Annotated in this window: 21 protein-coding genes and 1 tRNA gene; 8 read left to right on the top strand and 14 right to left on the bottom strand. The window is 54.9% G+C overall.

Features of this window, described 5'->3' with window-relative positions; all coding sequences use genetic code 11:
• Positions 1–269 precede the first annotated feature (269 nt).
• The 11 genes from KEM39_RS03205 to KEM39_RS03155 form a co-directional block, all read right to left on the bottom strand.
• Complete coding sequence (locus KEM39_RS03205; protein ID WP_118997608.1) at positions 270–1,334, bottom strand: glycosyltransferase family 4 protein; 1,065 nt, start codon at positions 1,332–1,334, stop codon at positions 270–272.
• Positions 1,335–2,093, bottom strand: coding sequence for a glycosyltransferase family 2 protein (locus KEM39_RS03200; RefSeq protein ID WP_118997607.1), 759 nt, complete (start codon positions 2,091–2,093; stop codon positions 1,335–1,337).
• 74 nt (positions 2,094–2,167) lie between these two features.
• Positions 2,168–2,243: transfer RNA gene (locus tag KEM39_RS03195), tRNA-Ile, on the bottom strand.
• A gap of 53 nt (positions 2,244–2,296) precedes the next feature.
• Positions 2,297–3,499 carry a beta-ketoacyl-ACP synthase gene (locus KEM39_RS03190; protein WP_118997606.1) on the bottom strand — a complete coding sequence of 401 codons (1,203 nt, stop codon included), beginning with the start codon at positions 3,497–3,499 and terminating at the stop codon, positions 2,297–2,299.
• Positions 3,496–4,020 (bottom strand): hypothetical protein, encoded by a 525-nt coding sequence (locus KEM39_RS03185; protein ID WP_118997605.1) that lies wholly within the window; start codon positions 4,018–4,020, stop codon positions 3,496–3,498. The genes KEM39_RS03190 and KEM39_RS03185 overlap by 4 nt, the downstream gene beginning before the upstream one ends.
• Before the next feature lie 9 nt (positions 4,021–4,029).
• Positions 4,030–6,375, bottom strand: a complete 2,346-nt coding sequence (locus KEM39_RS03180; protein WP_118997604.1) for a hypothetical protein — start codon at positions 6,373–6,375, stop codon at positions 4,030–4,032.
• A gap of 16 nt (positions 6,376–6,391) precedes the next feature.
• Positions 6,392–6,985: an outer membrane lipoprotein carrier protein LolA gene (locus tag KEM39_RS03175; RefSeq protein WP_118997603.1), complete on the bottom strand. Its 594-nt coding sequence runs from the start codon at positions 6,983–6,985 to the stop codon at positions 6,392–6,394.
• Positions 6,986–7,047: 62 nt separating this feature from the next.
• Positions 7,048–7,488, bottom strand: a complete 441-nt coding sequence (locus KEM39_RS03170) for an acyl-CoA thioesterase (protein WP_211709578.1) — start codon at positions 7,486–7,488, stop codon at positions 7,048–7,050.
• Positions 7,485–8,417 carry a glycosyl transferase family 2 gene (locus KEM39_RS03165; protein WP_118997601.1) on the bottom strand — a complete coding sequence of 311 codons (933 nt, stop codon included), beginning with the start codon at positions 8,415–8,417 and terminating at the stop codon, positions 7,485–7,487. The genes KEM39_RS03170 and KEM39_RS03165 overlap by 4 nt, the downstream gene beginning before the upstream one ends.
• Positions 8,417–9,139 (bottom strand): glycosyltransferase family 2 protein, encoded by a 723-nt coding sequence (locus KEM39_RS03160; protein WP_118802142.1) that lies wholly within the window; start codon positions 9,137–9,139, stop codon positions 8,417–8,419. Before KEM39_RS03160 ends, KEM39_RS03165 begins: the two co-directional genes overlap by 1 nt.
• A gap of 49 nt (positions 9,140–9,188) precedes the next feature.
• Entirely contained in the window at positions 9,189–10,904 is a 1,716-nt protein-coding gene (locus tag KEM39_RS03155; protein ID WP_118997600.1) for an AMP-binding protein, read from the bottom strand.
• 29 nt (positions 10,905–10,933) lie between these two features.
• Here KEM39_RS03155 and KEM39_RS03150 point away from each other — a divergent pair, with 29 nt between their 5' ends.
• Positions 10,934–11,566, top strand: a complete 633-nt coding sequence (locus tag KEM39_RS03150; protein WP_118997599.1) for a 4'-phosphopantetheinyl transferase superfamily protein — start codon at positions 10,934–10,936, stop codon at positions 11,564–11,566.
• Positions 11,567–11,627: 61 nt separating this feature from the next.
• On the opposite strand, the gene KEM39_RS03145 is transcribed toward KEM39_RS03150, so the two are convergent.
• From KEM39_RS03145 to KEM39_RS03135, 3 genes are read right to left on the bottom strand one after another with little or no spacing between them, the layout of a single operon-like run.
• A complete protein-coding gene (locus KEM39_RS03145) occupies positions 11,628–12,866 on the bottom strand; it encodes a beta-ketoacyl-ACP synthase (protein WP_118997598.1) in 1,239 nt (412 codons plus the stop codon).
• Positions 12,860–13,588 carry a 3-oxoacyl-ACP reductase FabG gene (gene fabG / locus KEM39_RS03140; RefSeq protein ID WP_118997597.1) on the bottom strand — a complete coding sequence of 243 codons (729 nt, stop codon included), beginning with the start codon at positions 13,586–13,588 and terminating at the stop codon, positions 12,860–12,862. The genes KEM39_RS03145 and fabG overlap by 7 nt, the downstream gene beginning before the upstream one ends.
• Positions 13,589–13,615: 27 nt before the next feature.
• Positions 13,616–14,149, bottom strand: a complete 534-nt coding sequence (locus KEM39_RS03135) for a thioester dehydrase (RefSeq protein WP_192886323.1) — start codon at positions 14,147–14,149, stop codon at positions 13,616–13,618.
• Between the two features lie 153 nt (positions 14,150–14,302).
• On the opposite strand from KEM39_RS03135, the gene KEM39_RS03130 reads away from it, so the two are divergent.
• The 7 genes from KEM39_RS03130 to ubiD all read left to right on the top strand — a co-directional run bounded on the left by KEM39_RS03130 (position 14,303) and on the right by ubiD (position 18,956).
• Positions 14,303–15,058 (top strand): beta-ketoacyl synthase chain length factor, encoded by a 756-nt coding sequence (locus KEM39_RS03130; RefSeq protein WP_211709577.1) that lies wholly within the window; start codon positions 14,303–14,305, stop codon positions 15,056–15,058.
• Positions 15,051–15,809 (top strand): lysophospholipid acyltransferase family protein, encoded by a 759-nt coding sequence (locus KEM39_RS03125; RefSeq protein WP_211709576.1) that lies wholly within the window; start codon positions 15,051–15,053, stop codon positions 15,807–15,809. The genes KEM39_RS03130 and KEM39_RS03125 overlap by 8 nt, the downstream gene beginning before the upstream one ends.
• Complete coding sequence (locus KEM39_RS03120; RefSeq protein WP_003750043.1) at positions 15,806–16,066, top strand: phosphopantetheine-binding protein; 261 nt, start codon at positions 15,806–15,808, stop codon at positions 16,064–16,066. The genes KEM39_RS03125 and KEM39_RS03120 overlap by 4 nt, the downstream gene beginning before the upstream one ends.
• Positions 16,067–16,077: 11 nt before the next feature.
• Positions 16,078–16,323 carry an acyl carrier protein gene (locus tag KEM39_RS03115; protein WP_003714692.1) on the top strand — a complete coding sequence of 82 codons (246 nt, stop codon included), beginning with the start codon at positions 16,078–16,080 and terminating at the stop codon, positions 16,321–16,323.
• A 75-nt stretch (positions 16,324–16,398) separates the two neighbouring features.
• Positions 16,399–16,944, top strand: a complete 546-nt coding sequence (locus KEM39_RS03110) for a hypothetical protein (protein ID WP_192880056.1) — start codon at positions 16,399–16,401, stop codon at positions 16,942–16,944.
• A 6-nt stretch (positions 16,945–16,950) separates the two neighbouring features.
• The gene (locus KEM39_RS03105; RefSeq protein ID WP_211709575.1) at positions 16,951–17,475 is read left to right on the top strand and encodes a DUF2199 domain-containing protein; all 525 of its coding nucleotides are present in this window, start codon (positions 16,951–16,953) and stop codon (positions 17,473–17,475) included.
• A 2-nt stretch (positions 17,476–17,477) separates the two neighbouring features.
• Positions 17,478–18,956, top strand: coding sequence for a 4-hydroxy-3-polyprenylbenzoate decarboxylase (ubiD, locus tag KEM39_RS03100; protein WP_211709574.1), 1,479 nt, complete (start codon positions 17,478–17,480; stop codon positions 18,954–18,956).
• The last annotated feature ends 18 nt before the right edge of the window (positions 18,957–18,974 follow it).

Genomic DNA, 18,974 nt, shown 5'->3' with positions numbered 1-18,974 from the left:
TAGAGAATCGTTCTCTTTGAGCTAAGGCGAGGCAACGCTGTACTGGTTTTTGTTAGTCCACTATACATTGTAACAAAGCACTTGACTCGGCAGCACAAGCCGGGGAAGACGCTGCAAAACTTTGCCAATAGGCTGCGCGATATCAGTGGATATTGGGATTTTCTTATTTTGAAGGATATATTTCAGGTTTTTTTTTTCAATGAATGAATATAATTTGGCGGTTTGTTGCATGATGGTCTTTCAGACGGCATATGCCGTCTGAAAGCAGTTTATATTGCATCCAATAATTTGTCGGCGGTATGGTTGATGGTGAAACGGTTGGCGACGCATTGATGCCCTGCCGTTGCCAGTGCGTTTTTCGTTTCAGGGTTCAAGACGAGACATTCGATTTCATCCGCCAAAGATTCAGGTGTCAGCCTATCCAGCAGAATCCCCGATTGATGATGTTCGATAATTTCCTTTTGCGCGCCCAAAGTATTGGAAATCACCGCCGTTCGGCAGTACATCGCCTCGCATAATGACAAACCGAATGCTTCCGGGACGAGGCTGGGTAAAACCACGACATCGCTTTGGCGGTAAAACGAAGCAATGTTTTCGGTAAACCCTTCAAAAGAAACAAATGGTTCTGCTCCTGAAGCAGATACGTCCCGCTTCAGGCGGCACATATAATCCGGATGTCCGTGCCCTGCCAATTTGAGCCTGATTTGAGGATATTTCCGATGCAGTATCACACAGGCTTCAATCAGGTTTTCCAATCCTTTTTCCGGACTGATCCTGCCGGCGTAGGCGACGGTAAAAAAACGGCTGTCGGGTTTTTCTTGAGACGGGGGAAAACGGCCGGTATCGATACCGTTATGAACAATCCGGTATTTTTCTTTAAAGGGATTGTCGGCGGTTTGCACATCGTAAACCAGACGGGAAACGCAAATAAAGCGGTCGGTGTTTTTCTGTATCAGGCGGTGGTAAAAATCGGTTTTGTTGGCGACGACATTGTGTTTGACAAATATCAGGCGTACCCCGGTCAGTTTTTTCAAAAGTATGGATAAGGCGGCAATTTTGCCGGTGTGTATCATCAGGTGGGAAATGCGGTTTTTCCGGATAAAGCGGGTAAGCGCGCAGAGCGAAAACAGCCCGTTGAGCGTGTGAAGGCGCGTTGTGAAAACGGAAGAAACTTCGGAAAAGCGCCTGTGCATCAACTCATTATTTTTATTGACGGCGGTAAACATCGTGCAGCCCCGCAGTCCCAATGCTTTTGAAACATCATAGACATATTGTTCGCCCCCGCCCCAAATCTTGGCCGATACGATATTTAATATCCTGAATTCTTTTTCCATTTAAAATTTTCCGCCGGATTTGTACAGATAATATAGTTTGACATATTTAATCATCGTGTAATAGCTGTGGTTGACGGACATAATCCAACCCATTTTTCCATCGAGAAACCCTTTGTTCAGGATATAAATTTTGAAAAAACCCCAAATCGGGCGGAGGATAATGTCCCTAACGAAACGCACGGGCTTTCCCTGCTCTCGGTATTTCTCGGCTGAAATGGAAGTATATTTGTTGAATTTGTTGAAATATTGTTCCCAGTTGTCGTATGTGTAATGGTACATAAAATGCTTCAGACGGCGTTTGGGGTAGGGGGTTTGTACGGTTTCGTGTACTTTGCCTTGCACCGAACTGTCTTTTTTCGGCATCAGACGGCATACGCTGTCGGGACGCATCGCGCCGTGTGTGGCGGGATGGTTGGAGAAAAGGTTGCGGCGTTCGACAAAATAGGCGGCATAATCGCCGGTTCGGACAATTTTTGAGATTTCATCAGATAGTTCCGGCGTGCAGCGTTCGTCTGCATCAATCAGGAAAACCCATTCTCCGCCTGCCTGTTCGATGGCAAATGTTTTTTGCGCTCCGAAATCCCCGTTCAAATGCCGTCTGAAGACTTTTGCACCCAAACCCTCGGCAATTTCGGCAGTATTGTCGGTGCTGTGGTCGTCAATAACGATAACTTCTTTATCGAAACGGCAACTTTCAATACATTCCCGAATGTGGTTTGCTTCGTTTTTGGCAACAATCAATACGCTGACTTTTTTCATTATCAAGGTTTCTCAAAGCATTTTGGTTTCACAGGGCGGCAAAAAAGCCCAAACATACGTCCGGGCTTGGGAATTGGTGGGTCCGGTGGGGTTCGAACCCACGACCAAGGGATTATGAGTCCCCTGCTCTAACCCCTGAGCTACAGACCCGTCAAGAGTAGGCGCGTATTGTATAGCATAGCGGTGGGATTGACAAACTTATTTCATCCGATGAGTAAAACGCAGTTGCTTCCTCCGAAGGCAAACGACGAGCTGGCGGCAATGCGTTTTTCGGTTTCCCAGCGGCTGCCGCTGCCGGTCAGGTTGATGGCGGGCAGGTTGGAGTCGTTCTGCCCGTCCCAAAGCTGGGGCGGAAGTTTTCCTTCGGGATTGCTTTGCCAGTCGGCAATGCCCCACGCGAACGCGGCTTCGATTGCGCCCGCCGCGCCCAGCGTGTGTCCGGTTTGCGGCTTGGTGGACGTGCAGGGCGTATTGTTGCCGAAAACCGCTGCAACGGCGCGGCTTTCCATACTGTCGTTGTGATGCGTTCCGGTGCCGTGCAGATTAATCCAGCCAATGTCTTCGGGCGCAAGTCCGGAGTGCTGCAATGCCGTCTGAAAGGCAAGGATTGCACCTTGAGCGTCGGGGCGGGGCGTGGAAATATGGTAGGCATCGCTGCTTGCGCCATAACCCAGAAGCTGCATGCCGCTGGAAAAATCCGCATCGCGCGTCATGATGAATACGGCTGCGCCTTCGCCGATATTGATGCCGTCGCGGTTGGCGGAGAAAGGGTTGGCAATGTTTGGGGATAAGACTTCCAATGAGGCGAATCCGTTGACGGTCAGCGGCGAGAGTGTGTCCGCGCCGCCGCAGATGACGGCATCGCACATACCGGCGCGAAGCAGGCGGGCGGCACTGATTAATGCGCGCGCGCCGGAGGTGCAGGCGGTGGAAACGACGTAACGCAGGCCGTTCAGCCCGTAAGCGTCGGCAATGAAATCGGCGGGCGCATTCATAAGGTGTTGGCATTGGTTGAACGTGAGGCCTTGCCAGGCTTTTCCCTGCACTGCCTGTCGGAACATCGGGATGTTTTCATCCGCACCGCTGGTGGATGTGCCGATAACGACGGCAATCCGGTTTGCGCCGTATCGTTGTATGGCGGCGTGGATTTGAGGTTCGATTTGTTCGAGCGTGTGCCAAAGCAGCCGGTTGGTGCGGCTGCGGCAGTGTGCGGGCGTGCCGTCTGAAAAGGGGCGCAGGGTTTCTTTTACCATACCGAAGGCAAGACTTTTGCCGTCAACCCAGTCGGATGAAAATGTCAGTGCCGGTTTGGAAGAAGGGGACAGCAGGGCATCGATGTGGGTGTGCAGTCCGCTGCCCAACGCGCTGGTGAGTGCAGGGTTTCCGAGGTAAACAGGTATGTTCATAATGGTTCAATCGGTGTAACCGACCAGCGGGTTTGGTCGGGTAGGGTAATCAGGAACTGTCCGCCAATATGATTGACGCACCATATGTCCCGATTGCGGTAGCGGAACAATGTTCCTTCTTTGCAGAAGGATGCGCCGCCGCCTGCCTGTTTGAGGCCGGGATAGGGGGGAGCGGTATTTTCGGCGGTTATCAGCGGGAGCAGTGCGGCAAACAGGCGACGAGACGGCATATTGGGCATCACGAACCCGTCATTTTGCCAGCCTCCGCTGTTGATAGTCTGGCGTGAAACCGGTGCGCCTAATATGTCGGTTTGTACAAACCGGATGCCGTCTTCCAGCTGTTCGGCCGCCAGTATGCCGGTTTGTACCGGTTCTTGCCCCTTATTGTAGCGTTCCCATTTGAACCATTGTACGTCTTGGGTAAGGCGCGGTTGGGTTTGGGGCAGGGGCAGGGCATATGGGGCGCAGGCGGCAAGCAGCTTTGCGGTCAATAGGGCAAGCAGGGTTGTGGTCGGGCGCATAGGTTCCTTTCAAAAATGCCGTCTGAAGCGGAAACGGTGGCAGGGCGGCTGACGGTTGGGATGCTGCGTATCGGGGATGGAGTACATCAGCCGTGCTGCCAGCCACAGGTTCAATATGACCCCGATGCCGACGGTAATGCCGAATGCGGCGACGGCCGGTGTGCCGCTGAAGGCAAGCAGGACGAAGGAGATGCCGGTCGTGAGCGCGGCAAGCAGCATACCGCCCAGCCGCGCATCGGTGCTGTGTCCGGCATTGAGCGCGTAAACGGCATAATCGATGCCGATGGCGGAAACCAGCAGCAATCCGAACATGGCAAACAGGCTGACGGGAATGCCCAGCCAACCCAATACGGCAACAGTGCCGATGGCGGCAGCGACGGGTACGGCGAGGATTTTTCCACCCTGCCGTGCGCCAAACAGCCGCCACAGCAGCAGCCATGCCAACAGGTAAGACGACAATTTCAGCCAAGCCGCCTGATTGCGCGTATGGCGGAACAGTTCGTTGAGCCTGCCGCGCTTGTCCGCCCATTTGATTCCCGGAACGGTTTCTGCCGTTTTGCGGACGGTTTCCGGTTCGGTCATACCGTTCAGGCGGATAACCGAGGCATAACGATGCGGTTCGACTTCGCCGAGATACAGGGGTTTCCAAGCCTGCGCCAGAGGCAGGACGATGCCGTCTGAAAGCGTGATGGCGGGCGTGTCGGCTGCTTGCAGCAGGGCGGATTTCAGCGTGTCTTCGGGAATGCCCAGTTCGTGCAGGGCGCGGTAGTTTTTGGGTTTGTCTGCAATCGCGCGCAAATGTTGTTTCAGGCGGTTTTGTTCGGCTGCCGACAGAATGAATTGATCCAGCGATTGGATGCCTTTCAGTTTGCCTTGTCGAATCAGGGGGGCGAGGGTGCGGCGCAGTTCGGCATTTTTTAACAGCAGCGCGTCTTCGCTTGCGGCTTCGGCAACCAGATATTGACCGCTGAAATCGGTTCCGCCCAATGTGCCGATTTTTTGTATTTGCGACAACAGTCCGGACGGCATATTCACCCATTGGCGGATGTCGTCATGCCAGTTGCTGCGCCACAGTCCGACGGCGGCGAAAACCATCAGGAAAACTGCTGCGGGATAAGTGAAGGACGGGGGAAGTTGTTTTCGGATGCATTTGCCGAGCGCGGCACTCAAGGCGGCAAAAGGTACGGGTTTCGCCTGATAACGGGCAAACAGGGGCGGCAGCAGGCAGACGGTCGCGCCGAATGCGCCAAGTAGCGAGAATCCGGAGAAAACGGCAGTTTGTTGTAAAACCGGCAAAGGTGTGAACCAGAGCAGCGCGTATCCCGAAACGGTAATCAGCAGGCTGACGGCAAAGGTGGGCAATACCTGTTTCATCGCCGGTTTCGCCTGCCATGATGAGAATATCGACGGGGTCAGCCAGTGCAGCGGGAAATCGACCAGCATCCCGATCAGGCTCGTACCGATAACCAGCGTCAGGGCGTGAATATGTCCGAATACCGCCAGAGCCGCCGCCAAGCCCGCCAGCATGCCTGCGGCAGGCGGCAGCAGCAGCCAAAAGGTGCGCGCGCTGCGGAAAACCCACAATATGAGGGCGGCGGTCAGGACGGTGCCGACAAAACCCATTATCCGGCTTTCTTTTTCGGCATCGGCTTTGGCGGCTGCTGCAAAAAGTGCGCCGCCCCCGGTCAGGATTTCGGTGTGCCTGTCGGATGCTAATGTCTGTGTTTTTTGGAGCAGGTTTGCCAAAGCATCTTGAGGCAGGGCGTTATCGGGCAGCTTGGCGCGTATCCAAACCCAGGTTTTTCCGTTGTCTTCGTTGAACAGCATACCGTTTTCGGGATGCCATTGCAGACGGGTTTGGGGATTGATTTTGCCGGCAACGAAACGTCCGAAACCAAGCCAGTCCTCATCTAAGGGCAGGGGGGATACGGCAAACGGGTTGGCGGCATCTTCGGCGCGTTGGCGGAAATAGTCGGCGGGTTTTTCGGTCAGCAAACGCCGTTGGGCTTCGGGTAAGACGGCCAAACTGATTCTGCCGATGTCTTGGCGGATTTGTGCAAAGTCGGGGCTGATTTGGCTGTTTACTTCGGAAAATATCCCGCTTTGCCGCCATAAGGAGGCGATTTCCGATGCCGTCTGAAATGCGGTTTCGGGTTGGGGGCTGCCGGCAAGCAGGATGATTTGGCTGTTGATTTGCGCGTCGCCGGCGCGTTCCGCCGCCTGCAAAACGGCATCTTGGCTGCTCTTGGGCAGCAGCTCGGTCAAATCGGTTTGCAGCCAATCGCGCGTTGTGATGTTGTAACAGGCAAAGGCGGCAAGTGCCGACATCAGCAGGGTGTAAATCAGGCGGATCATAGCGGTTCGGACGGTGTCAGAGTGATTGTTCGGCAAACTTGTCCGGTGGGTTGCCGACGCTGATGCCGTCAAACCGCATATCGGTTTTGTCCCCTTGTTTTTCGTGCAGTTCGATGCGGCGGACGACGCTGTCCCCGCTGATGTCGATATGGTTGAAGATTTGTTTCATCAGCAGGGTTTTCGGTGTGAGTTGCAGCGTCCATTTTTGCGCCGACCCTTCGAGTTTCAGATCAAACTGTTTTTCCAGCCCTTGCGTATCGCCGCCGATCAGGTCGAGAAAGAGTTTGATTTGCCTGCTTTGTCCGGAAAATTTTCCGGTGTCGGGCATCATCCAGCCTTTGCCGTTCCATTGGCTGATGCCGTCTGAACGGACGCGCAGGGTGGCGGCAAACGGTTTCTGCATCTGCCAGAGCAGCCCGCGTTTGGGCATCAGTACGAATTTTCCGGTTGTAGCCATCGGTTTGGATAGGGATTTCAGATGGCGGTATTGGATAAAGCTGCCTTGGATGTTGTCGGGTTTTTGCAGTATCCGGGTCAGTTCGGCAGTGGAAAATGCCGAGGCGGAAAGGGCGGTTGCGGCAAGGAGTGCGGCAAGCAGGTATTTTTTCATGGTTGTCTGTCGGTGTGGTAATAATGGGGCGGAAAATGCCGTCTGAAAGCGGACGGCAGGGCTTATGCGGCTTGAAAAGTCGGATGACTCCGTACGGCTTCGAGCCAGCTTTCCGGCGTTTGGAACTGTGTTTCTCCGGTTTCCAAGGATACTGCCGCCTGCGTGGTCGATGCGCGGGTCAGTTTTTCGCCGGTTTGCTCATCGGACAAAGTGTAGTCGATACGCAGGCAAGTGTCGATTTCGACGATTGCCATATCGATGCGTATGGTTTGTCCGAACCGTGCGGGGCGTATGTATTTCAAGTCCATTTTGACGATGGGCCAGCCGAAGCTGAGCCGTCCCATTTCATCGTAGCCGTAGCCTATGCTGTCGAGGAAGGCGCAGCGTGCGACTTCGAGGTATTTGACGTAGTTGCCGTGCCAAACGATCCGCATCGGATCGACATCGAAAAACGGGACTCGGATGATGTGGCTGTGGCGGCAGAAAATGTGTTTTTTGTTCATCGGGGATGGTGCTCCGTGTGCCAAAAGTCGTAAAAATTGAACCATTGCAGCGGATTCAGACGGCATTCTTCTTCTAAAATGCGGGCGAAATGTTGCGCGGATTCTTTGATTTTTTGCGTGCGTTCCGCCCGCGTCCAATCCGATGTGTCGGTCATAGGGCGAAGTTTCAGGCGGTAGCGTCCGTCTTGTTTGATGCAAAACAGCGCGTTGACCTTGGTTTTCAGCAGCGATGCCAGAATCCACGCACCTTGCGGTATTTCGGTATGGTGTTGCAAAAAATCGACGGTTACGGTTTTTTCGCCCCGGACGGGAATGCGGTCGGCGGCGATTGCCAACCATTCCCCTGCTTCAATGCGCCGGTTAAGCGTCATCATCAGCGATGCGTCCAAGTCGCTTACCTGTATCAGTTGGATTTTGTCCGCGCCCGCCTGTTGCAGGGCTTCGTTGAACATTTGCGCGTGGCGGCTGTGTACGAGGACGTTGAGTTTGAAATTCCGGTGGTGGGAAACCAGTGCGCGGCAGATTTCCGTATTGCCCAAGTGCGAACAGGCAAAAATCTGTCCGCGCCCGTTTTGATACATGGCGGCGGTCAGGTTGTCGGGGTCTTCGATAATCAGGTCTTCGTAACGTATTTTGCGCTGCCATACGGCAAACCGGTCGCAAACGGCTTCGCCGAATGCCAAAAACTGCGCGAATATGCGGTTTTCAGACGGCATAGCATCAGGAAAGGTATGCCGCAGGCAGTTTTGGTAGGTATGGAGGTTTTTCCGCGCCTGGGGCGAGGTCAGGTAAAAATATAGGACGACAAACCAAATACACGGTTTCATTAAAAAAGGGGGCAGATAACGGACAATCACCGCCGTCAGCTTGAGGAACAGGCGGTTGCCGCGTTCGTTTTGTTCCGCCCAGTGCCGGGATGCGCCGTTCATCAGAATATGCCTTTCAAGATGCGCCAACGCCATTTGAGCATACCGAAAAACAGCCGTGTGTGCATTTGGCTGATAAGGATGTTGTCGGCAAGGGCGCGGAAGTGGGAAATGCCGTCTGCGGCGTAACGGACGGGCGTGGGTATCCACACGGTTTTGATGCCGCGCCAATATAGCCGGATTAGGATTTCGATGTCGAAGTCCATACGGTTGCCGATGTATTCTCCGCGTATGACCGCCAACGCAGGCGGCAACGGATAAAGGCGGAAGCCGCACATACCGTCTTTAATATCGGACGACCAGGTATGGACCATATTCCAAAAGTCGGTAATCTTGCGCCCGTACAATCGTGATTTGGGTGCGTCGCCGCCGTATTGCGGCTGACCGCAGATGAGGGCTTCTGGATTGAGTTGCGCGGCACGGACGAACTTCGGCACGTCGTCCAAACAGTGTTGGCCGTCGGCGTCGATTTGCAGGACGTGGCTGTATCCCAGCTCCGCCGCCGCCTCGAAACCTGTGCGTACTGCCGCGCCTTTGCCGCCGTTGCTTGTGCGGCGGATGACGCGGATGCCGTCTGAAGCCAGATTTTCTAAAACGGGTATGCAGTCGGGGCGGGAGCAGTCGTCCACGACCAACACGTCCAAACCGCAGGCGCGCAGGCCGTGCGCGACCGTGCCGACGGTTGTCGGGTGGTTGTAATGGGGGATGAGGGCGAGGATGTTCATATTTATATTAAGGTAAGGCGGTAATCTTATTTGCCTGTGCGAAGGCGGTTCATCGTTCTTCCCTTGCGGCCGGATCGGGACTGTCCTGCGGCGTGTCGAATACCAGCTTCCCCGAGGCGCAGGCGGCATCCTGTTTTCGGATGGTAAACGACAGTTTGTTTTTATCGGCATCGTATCCGAGTTCTACGGAAATGTCGTCATATGGACGGATAAATTGCTGGTATTTCAGGTTTTCGATACGGATAATGTTTTGCCTGCCGAAGGGGTGCCGTGCGGCAAGCCGACGTACCCATTCCAATTCGACTGCGCCGGGGACGAGTGGGAAGGTGGAAAAATGTCCGCCGAAATAGGGTAAATCTAGCGGTACGCGGGTTTGATAGCGCAACCGGTTTCCTTCGGGCGGCAAGGTGTGCCATTGCGGCGCGGCGGGTTCTGCCAATGCCGTCTGAAAGTCCGCTGCGGTAATTTTCCCTTGTCCGTTGCGCGGCAGACGGTCTGTAAAACGCCAGTAGCGCGGCAGGGCAGCCGTGTCTTGCGTTTGGGCAAGGTGTTGCTTGAGTGCGGCGATAACGGCGGTGCGCCCCTGTCCCAGCCACGCCGTGATGCCTTCCGTATCGAGTGCCGCCCAAACGGCAATGCGCCCGTGTTTCGGATGCAGGGCGCAATGTGCGTCGGCAATCCAAGGGTGTTTCAGTAATTCGTGTTCGATTTGGTTGAGCGAAATGCGTTTGTCTGCTAGTTTGACGATCCTATCCTGCCTGCCCAGCAGGGCAAAACCGTCTTCGTGTGTTTCGATGCAATCGGCAATGTATTGCACGCCGCCTGTCCACGGCGAGGATATTTCCACCGATTTGCCGGTATTGCGGACGGAGACGTTGGGGAACGGTTGCCATAAGGTCTGTTTTTGGCGGGATGCAATGATGCCGGTTTCCGTACTGCCGTAAACTTCATAAGGGCGTACCGCATATTGTTCCAACAGGGCGGCGGTTTCCGGTGGGAGTTCCCCGCCTGCGGAAACGATGCCGTCTATCCTTCCGTTTAACGTCGCCCAATCCCGATTTTCGCCGAAACGGTTGAGCAGGGCGGGGCTGGCAATCCAGACATTTTGATAATCGGACGGCACGTTCAGGCTTGCCGACAGCAGCAGTTCGGGATAGGCGTTTTGCCTGCGGATCATCGCCCACCCCATCAGCAGCGGAAGCGCGAAGCGGAAGGTGAACCCATACATATGTTGCGGCGATACGCTGCCGAGGACGGCGGTTTTGCCGCGTCCGAACGGGATTGTCGCAGCCAGCGCGCGGGCTTCCGATTCGATTTGCGCGGCGGTTTTGACGATTGTTTTGGCTTCCCCGCCGGAGCCTGATGTACGCAAATGCACTTCTGATTCGGGCGGGATGTCCAATGTTTTCGGTATGCGGCTTTCAGACGGCATACCGCCGCAAGGGGTTGGCATTTGCCAAACGCGGATGCCGTCTGAAACAATATCGGTGTCGGTCAGCAGGATTTGTGCGGATTTCGCCCAAGTCAGGTTTCCGGGCGCGGTATTCGGCAGCAGCAGGGCTTTGCCGCCGCTGCGCCAAACGGCAAGCAATGCGGCTGCGAACAGCGCGGCATCGTCAAACCACAATGCCGCCGAACGGATGTTGTTTTGCTTTAATTTTAACGACAGGGCGTGTACCGTGCGTATAAAATCGGCGCGGGTCCACAGCGGGTCGAGGGCAATCGGCGTATTGTCGGAGAAGTTGATGTCAAACATTCGGGTCATATATTCCAAATGGCAGGACGGAGGGTGTCGTGCCGGATAAAAAAACAGTATTGCAGTGCCGCCTTGCCGATGCGTCGGCGGCCGCCGCTTATCGGGAATCCTGTCTGGATGATGCGGACAGGGCACGTTTGCTGCGTGCGCCGAAATTGGCAGGGCGGACAGATTGGCGGGTCAGCCGCTTCCTGAAGCAGCAGGGCGGCAAGATATGTTCGCTTTCGCACAGCAAAGGGCGGGCGGCGGTTTTGGTCTGCGGCGGCGGCACGGTTTGCGGTGTCGATATTGAAACGGTCCGTCCGCGCAATTTTCAGGCACTTGCCGAATGGGTTTGTTCCCCTGAAGAACGGGTTTTTTTGGCACGTTCCGGTTGGCAGGCAGAGGCTTTTTACCGCCTGTGGTGCATTAAGGAAGCACTGCTCAAAGCCTGCGGTTTGGGTTTTCCGCAAGATATGGCGAAAGTCGGTTATCTGACCGACGGTTCGGCGGTTTGCGGCTTGCGTGCGGATGGCGGAACCGGTTGGCACGCCGTCAGCGCAATCTGGTGCGGCGACGCGGTTGTCGCCTGCGTGTGGCGCGGAGCTGCCGAATTGGATTGGCAGTATTGCGGAACGGATGCCGTCCGGACGGTTTGCCATATCGAGCGGATAGGCGGCAAGGAAGTCTGAAAGGGCAGTTTGTTGTTTTATTCCGTTTTAAATCAATATGATGTAATCGGATTGTGCGGCTTTATCCGTTTTTCCAATGTTTGAACACCAGTGAAGTGTTCACGCCGCCGAAGGCGAAATTGTTGCTCATCACATAATCCGTTTCGATTTCACGGCCGCCGCTTAAAATATAGTCTACCTTGCCGCAGCGCGGATCGATGTTGTTTAAATTTAGGGTAGGCGCAAACCAGCCGCCGTTCATCATTTCAATCGAGAACCACGCCTCCAGCGCGCCGCACGCGCCGAGCGTGTGTCCCAAATAGCTTTTTTGCGAACTGATGGGCACAAATCCGAACACGGCTTCAGTCGCCAGCGTTTCGGCGATGTCGCCTTTTTCGGTTGCTGTGCCGTGCCCGTTCACATAACCGATTTTGTCGGGCGTGATGCCCGCGTCTTGCAGCGCGAGTTCCATACATTTCTGCATCGTGTCTTTTTGCGGCTGGGTAACGTGGCTGCCGTCGCTGTTGGCGCCGTAGCCGACGAGTTCGGCGTAAATTTTCGCACCGCGCCGTTTGGCGTGTTCCAATTCTTCCAATACGAAAATCCCCGCGCCTTCTCCGATGACCAGCCCGTCGCGGTTCACGTCGTATGGGCGCGGGGTTTTTTCCGGTTCGCCGTTGCGGCGGCTGGCGGCATAAAGCGAGTCGAAAACATACACTTCGGACGGGCAAAATTCTTCGCCTCCGCCCGCCAGCATCATATCGGTCAGACCGTATTTGATGGCTTCGTAGGCATAACCTATGCCTTGGCTGCCGGACGAACACGCGCTCGATGTCGGGATGATGCGCCCTTTCAGCCCGAAAAAGATGCCGATATTGGCGGCGGTGGTGTGCGGCATCATACGTACATAGGTGTTGGCACTGAAGTTGCGCGACGTGCCGGTCAGCAATAATTCGCCCACATCGCCGATGTCTTTGGTGCTGCCGCTGGAAGAGCCGCAGGCAACGCCCATCCGCCCGTCGGTAATGCTTTCGTCTCCGAGCAAACCGGCATCCGCCAGCGCCTGCTCCGCCGCATCGACGCACAAATACGACACGCGCCCCATACTTCTGAGCTGCTTGCGCGTCCAATGTTTCGGCGGTGCGTAATCCTCAATCGGCGCACCCAGTTGCGCTTCCAATTCGGGGAAACGTTCGCGCCAATCCATATATTTGACGGCGTTTTTTTCGGCTTTGAATGCTGCCTGTATGCTTTGCCAATCCCGGCCGAAGGCGGTAATGCCGCCTATGCCTGTTACTGCGACCCTTCTGGTATTCAACACAAACCTCCGTTCACCGCAATCACCTGGCGCGTGATGTACGCCGCTTTTTCATCCATCAGGAAACGCACCGCGTGCGCCACTTCTTCCGGCAGCCCCATACGCGCGGCGGGGATGACCTTTAAGATTTCTTCGACAGGTACGTTCTCATCGATAATATCGGTATCGATGAGACCCGGCGCGACACAGTTGACGGTGATTTTGCGTTTCGCCAGTTCGACCGCCAAGGCCTTTGCCGCGCCGATAATGCCCGCTTTGGACGCGCTGTAATTGACCTGACCGCGGTTGCCCGTCAAACCGGACACCGATGCCATGCACACAATCCGTCCGGCTTTGCGGCGGCGTATCATCGGCATAACCAGCGGATGCAATACATTGTAAAAACCGTCCAAATTAGTCCGCAGCACCACATCCCAATCGTCGTCTGAAAACGCGGGGAAGGCATTGTCGCGCGTCAGTCCGGCGTTCAACACCACGCCGTAATACGCGCCGTTTGCTTCGATGTCGGCGGTCAAAATCTTGCGGCAGGCTTCGCGGTCGGACACGTCAAACTGCAACACGCGCGCATTTCTGCCCAAAGCGCGGATTTCTTCCGCTACGGCTTCGGCTTCGTCGCGGCGGCTGCGGCAGTGGACGGCGATATCAAAGCCGTCTTCCGCCAAGCCGAGTGCGGCGGCTTTGCCTATGCCCCTGTTGGAGCCGGTAATCAGGACGGTTTCGGTCATCGTTGTTCTCCGTATGTGTGTGCCTGTTCAGACGGCATCGGTTGTTCCGGCAGGGTGTTCGGGGCTGTACACGTTGAGTGAGGCGCGTGCCAAAATGCCGTCTGAAGGGAGTGTTTCGGACGAAGTTTCCGGCGCATCCGTCCAACGCAGTTCGCAGTCGAACACGCCCATTCCCCCGGCATCCTGAATAGACATATGCGCCGTTGCCAGCAGATGCGTGCCGACAGGGACGGATTGGGCGAAGATTTCAAGTTTGCGCGTGCCGAGCAGGAAGCCGAGCCGAACCGGTTGCGCGTTTTTTCGGGCTTGGATGCCGGCATATGCGCCGACAGCCTGCGCCATCAGTTCGATAAATGCCGTGTAGGGCAGTATGCCGCCGGCCAGCAGGATGTGGTCGGGTTTTATCTGCGCCCCTGCTTCGACAAAATCATCGCCGTATCGGGTAATGCGGTCTATCAGAACCATACGCCCGCTGTGCGGCAGCAGGGAGGCGGTGTCGGTAATCGGGCATTCTGGCAGTGTGTCCATATATTGCGGCGGCAGGCTGGCAAATACGGGCATTATAATGATAAATGTAAATTCAGGCTAATTCCGGCGGTTTGCCGAGAGGCAGCGTTGTCGGAGAAAATGGCGTGGATGCGTTTGAATTTCGGCATTGTCAGGGGAATGGGCTTTGGTTAGAATGCGGCACAGTGTAAATTTTTGAAAGAAACTATGCCGCCGATTATTTGCCGGTTTCACTTCGACATCGCCGACTGGCGGGTTTCGGGCAGCAAAATGCGCGATATGGCGCAGTGGGCAAAATGGGCGGAATGTCCGGATTTTGCCGACGGTTTGCCCGATGTCAGGCCGGAATTGCCGTTCCTGCCCGCTATGCAGCGCCGCCGTTTGAGTAAGGCGGCGCGTTTGGTATGCGACGCGGCTTGGGACATTGCCTCCGCCTATCCCGGCAGTCCGGTAGTTTATGCCTCGCACGACGGGGAAATGGCGCGCAGTTTCGATTTGTGGTTGGAACTGTTGAAATCGCATACCGTGTCGCCGACTTCGTTCGGTTTGTCGGTGCACAATGCAACGGCGGGGCAGTGGTCGATATTGCGTCAGGATATGAGCGAGCAGACGGCATTGGCCGTGTGTGCCGACGGTGTGGAGACGGCTTTGGCGGAAGCGGCATCACTGTTGAAAGAGGGATGCGGGTCGGTTTTGGTTTTGGTGGCGGACGATCCGCTGCCGGAAGGATATGCCGTATCGGCGACTCGCGCGCCGTTTGCTTATGCTTTGGCGATGGTTCTGACCAAAGGGACGCGTTACAGCCTGACTCTGTCTGCTTCGGACGATATGCCGTCTGAAGCCGGTATGCTGCCCGAGGCATATTGGAGCGGTTTGGAATGGGTGCGTTTTCTGCTGAACGGCAGTCGGGAATGCCGCCGGGTATATCGCAATCGTGAATGGCTGTGGCAGCGGAATGGATAAATTGGATTATTGCCGCCGTTTTTTGGCGACTTGGTTAGGATTTGTGATTTTCGGTGTCGGCGGCATTATGATGAAATTGGTTTTGCTGCCTTACACTTTGAACGGTACTTCAAGGTCTGTCGCCCGCCAATTGGCGGCGCGCCGGATTATCGGAACATCTTGGCGTTTGTTTGTCGCTTATCTGAAATGGTCGGGCGTGTTGGAGGTATCGTTCAAGGGTGTTGAAAAACTCAACCGCCCGGGACAGTTGATTTTGGCAAACCATCCGTCTTTGCTGGATGTGGTGCTGCTTGTTGGCTATGTGCCCGAAATGAACTGCATCGTGAAAAAAGATTTGCAGCACAATCCTGCAATGAGCAGCCAGATTAAAGGTGCGGGCTATATTCCGAACGAAGAGTCGGAAGCAATGCTGGAAACGGTAAAGGCGGTTTTTGACAGCGGGCAGAGCCTGCTGGTGTTCCCCGAAGGAACGAGAACAGGGTGGGACGGACGGGTAAAAATGCACCGAGGCGCGGTTTCTTTGGGGCTGCGCTATGCCGAAGTGATTACACCTGTATGTATCAAAATGAATCCGCCCAATTTTAAAAAGGGGCAGCCGTGGTACCGCATCCCCCCGAAAAGGATACGGTATGAAATTACCGTCGGAGACGACATCCTCCCCCAAGACTGGCTCGCCGAGAAACCGTTGCCGATTGCGGCGCGGCGGCTGAATGAATATCTGCAGGACTATTTTACAAGGAAAACCATATGAACGACTTGGAAAACCAAATCAAACAACTGATTATCGACAGTTTGGCTTTGGAGGATATAACCGCCGCCGACATCGGCAGCGAAGACGCGTTGTTCGGCGACGAAGGGCTGGGCTTGGATTCCGTCGATGCGCTGGAATTGGGCTTGGCGGTGCAAAAACATTTCGGTTTCCGATTGGACGGCGAGCAGGAGAACTTGCGCGAACATTTTGCCAATGTCAAAACACTCGCCGCCTTTGTCAAAAGCCGTCAAGCATAAGGATGAAACATATGACCGAACAAGAAATCTACCGGTTGTTGAGCGATACCCTGACCGAGTTGTTTGAAATCGAACCGGAACGGATTACGCCCGATACCAACCTTTACGAAGATTTGGAAATCGACAGTATCGATGCCATCGACCTGATCGACCGCATCAAGCGCGAAACCGGCCGCAAGCTGCAGGCTGAAGATTTCCGCAATGTCCGCACCGTCAACGACGTGGTACAGGCGGTATTGAAGATTCAGGCGGGATAGGCGGGTATTTCTGATTATTTTTCAGACGGCATATTATTATCGGATGCCGTCTGAAAACATTTGTGCGGATTCAAAATGAAACCCGGTTTTTTCGGACATATTTTTCTGACCGTATCGAGTATTGCCTATCCCGTTTTGTGGTATTACGGCAGGGAGGCGGGGTGGTTTGTCTGGCTGGCGGCGGCGATGTGCGGGTTGTGGCTGCTGCGCGCCCTGACTGCCAAACTGCCCCAACAGCGTTATGCGGCTTTGTTTATTACACTGTTTTTTGCCGCAGTATTGGTGTTCGGGCGGCGCGACTCAATGTATTGGTATCCCGTCCTCGTCAATCTGATGATGTTGGCGGTGTTCGGGGGAAGCCTGTTTGCCGGGCAGACGGTGATTGAAAAACTTGCGCGGCTGCAACAGCCCGACCTGCCTGAAAAAGCCGTGCGCTATACCCGCAGGGTAACGCAGGTTTGGTGCGTATTTTTTATAATCAACGGGACGCTTGCCGCTTTGTTGGTTTGGTTGGGGCGATATGACTGGTGGGCGGTTTATACCGGCGTGATTGCCTATGTATTGATGGGGATGCTGTTTGCCGGCGAATGGCTTTACCGCAAACTCGTTTTGAAAGTCTGAAACCTTATGTACACTTGCACTTCCTGCGGCGAAAACCACGAAGAAATGCCCGCAATCGGCTTTACCGCTCCCGATCCCTATAACCAACTCAGTGAAGAAGAACGCATTGCTTATCAAGCGGAATGCGATTCTGATTTCTGCATCATCCGCTATCCCGACCAAACCGACCGCTTTATCCGCGCGGTGCTGCCGATTCCGATTATCGGGCATCAGGAAACGCTGGAATACGGCGTGTGGGTATCTGTCAGCGAAAAGAGTTTTAACGACTATCAAAGCCGCTTTTACGACAACCCTGAAAACGCCGTTTATTTCGGTATGATCTGCAACCGGCTGCCCCCTTACGAATCCGACACCTTCGGTTTGCATTGTAATGTCATTACCCAATCCGATGGTCAACGTCCTTTGCTGCAACTCCATCAAGGCAGCGGACATCCGCTGGTACGCGACTTTTATCACGGCATAGGATATGCCGAAGCGCAGGCAAGGATAGGGGCGGTATCCGAATCAGATTGTTCAGGACAAAAAGGATAAATATGAAATACAAAGACCTGCGCGACTTCATCGCTATGCTCGAGCAGCAGGGCAAACTCAAACGCATCGCGCACCCCGTTTCCCCGCATTTGGAAATGACCGAAATCGCCGACCGCGTGCTGCGTGCCGAAGGGCCGGCGTTGCTGTTTGAACACCCGATTAAGCCCGACGGTACGCGCTACGGTTATCCCGTGTTGGCAAACCTGTTCGGCACGCCCGAACGCGTGGCGATGGGTATGGGCGCGGACAGCGTGTCCAAGCTGCGCGAAATCGGGCAGACGCTGGCGTATCTGAAAGAACCCGAACCGCCCAAAGGCATCAAAGACGCGTTTTCCAAACTGCCGCTGCTGAAAGACATTTGGAGCATGGCGCCGAACGTAGTGAAAAACGCGCCGTGTCAGGAAATTGTGTGGGAAGGTGAAGACGTTGATTTGTATAAACTTCCGATTCAACATTGCTGGCCGGAAGACGTTGCGCCGCTGGTAACGTGGGGCTTGACCGTCACGCGCGGGCCGCACAAAAAACGCCAAAACTTAGGCATTTACCGCCAACAATTAATCGGCAAAAACAAGCTGATTATGCGCTGGCTGTCGCATCGCGGCGGCGCGCTGGATTATCAGGAATTCCGCAAACTCAATCCCGATACGCCGTATCCCGTCGCCGTCGTACTCGGCTGCGACCCCGCCACCATTTTGGGCGCGGTAACGCCTGTTCCCGATACCTTGAGCGAATACCAGTTTGCCGGACTGCTGCGCGGTTCGCGGACGGAGCTGGTGAAATGTATCGGCAACGATTTGCAAGTGCCTGCACGCGCAGAAATCGTGTTGGAAGGTGTGATTCATCCGAACGAAACCGCGTTGGAAGGTCCATACGGCGACCACACGGGCTATTACAACGAGCAGGATTATTTCCCTGTGTTCACGGTCGAACGCATCACCATGCGCGAAAATCCGATTTACCATTCGACCTACACGGGCAAACCGCCCGATGAGCCTGCCGTTTTGGGCGTGGCGTTGAACGAAGTGTTCGTACCGCTTTTGCAAAAACAGTTCCCTGAAATCACTGATTTCTACCTACCGCCCGAAGGCTGCTCCTACCGCATGGCGGTGGTCAGCATGAAAAAACAATACGCCGGACACGCCAAGCGCGTGATGATGGGTTGCTGGTCGTTCCTGCGCCAGTTTATGTACACCAAATTCATCATCGTGGTCGATGACGATGTGAACGTGCGCGACTGGAAAGAAGTCATCTGGGCGGTAACCACGCGCATGGACCCAGTACGCGATACCGTGTTGGTGGAAAACACGCCCATCGACTATCTCGACTTCGCCAGCCCCGTCAGCGGACTCGGCGGCAAAATGGGTTTGGACGCAACCAACAAATGGCCGGGAGAAACCGACCGCGAATGGGGGCGGGTCATCAAAAAAGACCCTGCGGTTACGGCTAAGATTGATGGGATTTGGGAGGAATTGGGGTTGTAGGTTTTACGGTCTGCCGTC

The sequence above is a fragment of the Neisseria sp. Marseille-Q1983 genome, assembly GCF_018224585.1.
Taxonomy (GTDB): Bacteria; Pseudomonadota; Gammaproteobacteria; order Burkholderiales; family Neisseriaceae; genus Neisseria; species Neisseria polysaccharea.
Note: the sequence above shows the minus strand (reverse complement) of the source record. Positions and strands in the feature narration are given on the sequence as shown.

Bases quoted from the DNA above. Each gene is read 5' to 3' on its own strand.
- KEM39_RS03190 (WP_118997606.1), bottom strand. From the start codon at position 3,499: ATGAACATACCTGTTTACCTCGGAAACCCTGCACTCACCAGCGCGTTG.
- ubiD (WP_211709574.1), top strand. From the start codon at position 17,478: ATGAAATACAAAGACCTGCGCGACTTCATCGCTATGCTCGAGCAGCAG.
- KEM39_RS03105 (WP_211709575.1), top strand. From the start codon at position 16,951: ATGTACACTTGCACTTCCTGCGGCGAAAACCACGAAGAAATGCCCGCA.
- KEM39_RS03175 (WP_118997603.1), bottom strand. From the start codon at position 6,985: ATGAAAAAATACCTGCTTGCCGCACTCCTTGCCGCAACCGCCCTTTCC.
- fabG (WP_118997597.1), bottom strand. From the start codon at position 13,588: ATGACCGAAACCGTCCTGATTACCGGCTCCAACAGGGGCATAGGCAAA.
- KEM39_RS03180 (WP_118997604.1), bottom strand. From the start codon at position 6,375: ATGATCCGCCTGATTTACACCCTGCTGATGTCGGCACTTGCCGCCTTT.
- KEM39_RS03115 (WP_003714692.1), top strand. From the start codon at position 16,078: ATGACCGAACAAGAAATCTACCGGTTGTTGAGCGATACCCTGACCGAG.
- KEM39_RS03200 (WP_118997607.1), bottom strand. From the start codon at position 2,093: ATGAAAAAAGTCAGCGTATTGATTGTTGCCAAAAACGAAGCAAACCAC.
- KEM39_RS03155 (WP_118997600.1), bottom strand. From the start codon at position 10,904: ATGACCCGAATGTTTGACATCAACTTCTCCGACAATACGCCGATTGCC.
- KEM39_RS03185 (WP_118997605.1), bottom strand. From the start codon at position 4,020: ATGCGCCCGACCACAACCCTGCTTGCCCTATTGACCGCAAAGCTGCTT.
- KEM39_RS03130 (WP_211709577.1), top strand. From the start codon at position 14,303: ATGCCGCCGATTATTTGCCGGTTTCACTTCGACATCGCCGACTGGCGG.
- KEM39_RS03120 (WP_003750043.1), top strand. From the start codon at position 15,806: ATGAACGACTTGGAAAACCAAATCAAACAACTGATTATCGACAGTTTG.
- KEM39_RS03110 (WP_192880056.1), top strand. From the start codon at position 16,399: ATGAAACCCGGTTTTTTCGGACATATTTTTCTGACCGTATCGAGTATT.
- KEM39_RS03125 (WP_211709576.1), top strand. From the start codon at position 15,051: ATGGATAAATTGGATTATTGCCGCCGTTTTTTGGCGACTTGGTTAGGA.
- KEM39_RS03205 (WP_118997608.1), bottom strand. From the start codon at position 1,334: ATGGAAAAAGAATTCAGGATATTAAATATCGTATCGGCCAAGATTTGG.
- KEM39_RS03165 (WP_118997601.1), bottom strand. From the start codon at position 8,417: ATGAACGGCGCATCCCGGCACTGGGCGGAACAAAACGAACGCGGCAAC.
- KEM39_RS03170 (WP_211709578.1), bottom strand. From the start codon at position 7,488: ATGAACAAAAAACACATTTTCTGCCGCCACAGCCACATCATCCGAGTC.
- KEM39_RS03160 (WP_118802142.1), bottom strand. From the start codon at position 9,139: ATGAACATCCTCGCCCTCATCCCCCATTACAACCACCCGACAACCGTC.
- KEM39_RS03135 (WP_192886323.1), bottom strand. From the start codon at position 14,149: ATGCCCGTATTTGCCAGCCTGCCGCCGCAATATATGGACACACTGCCA.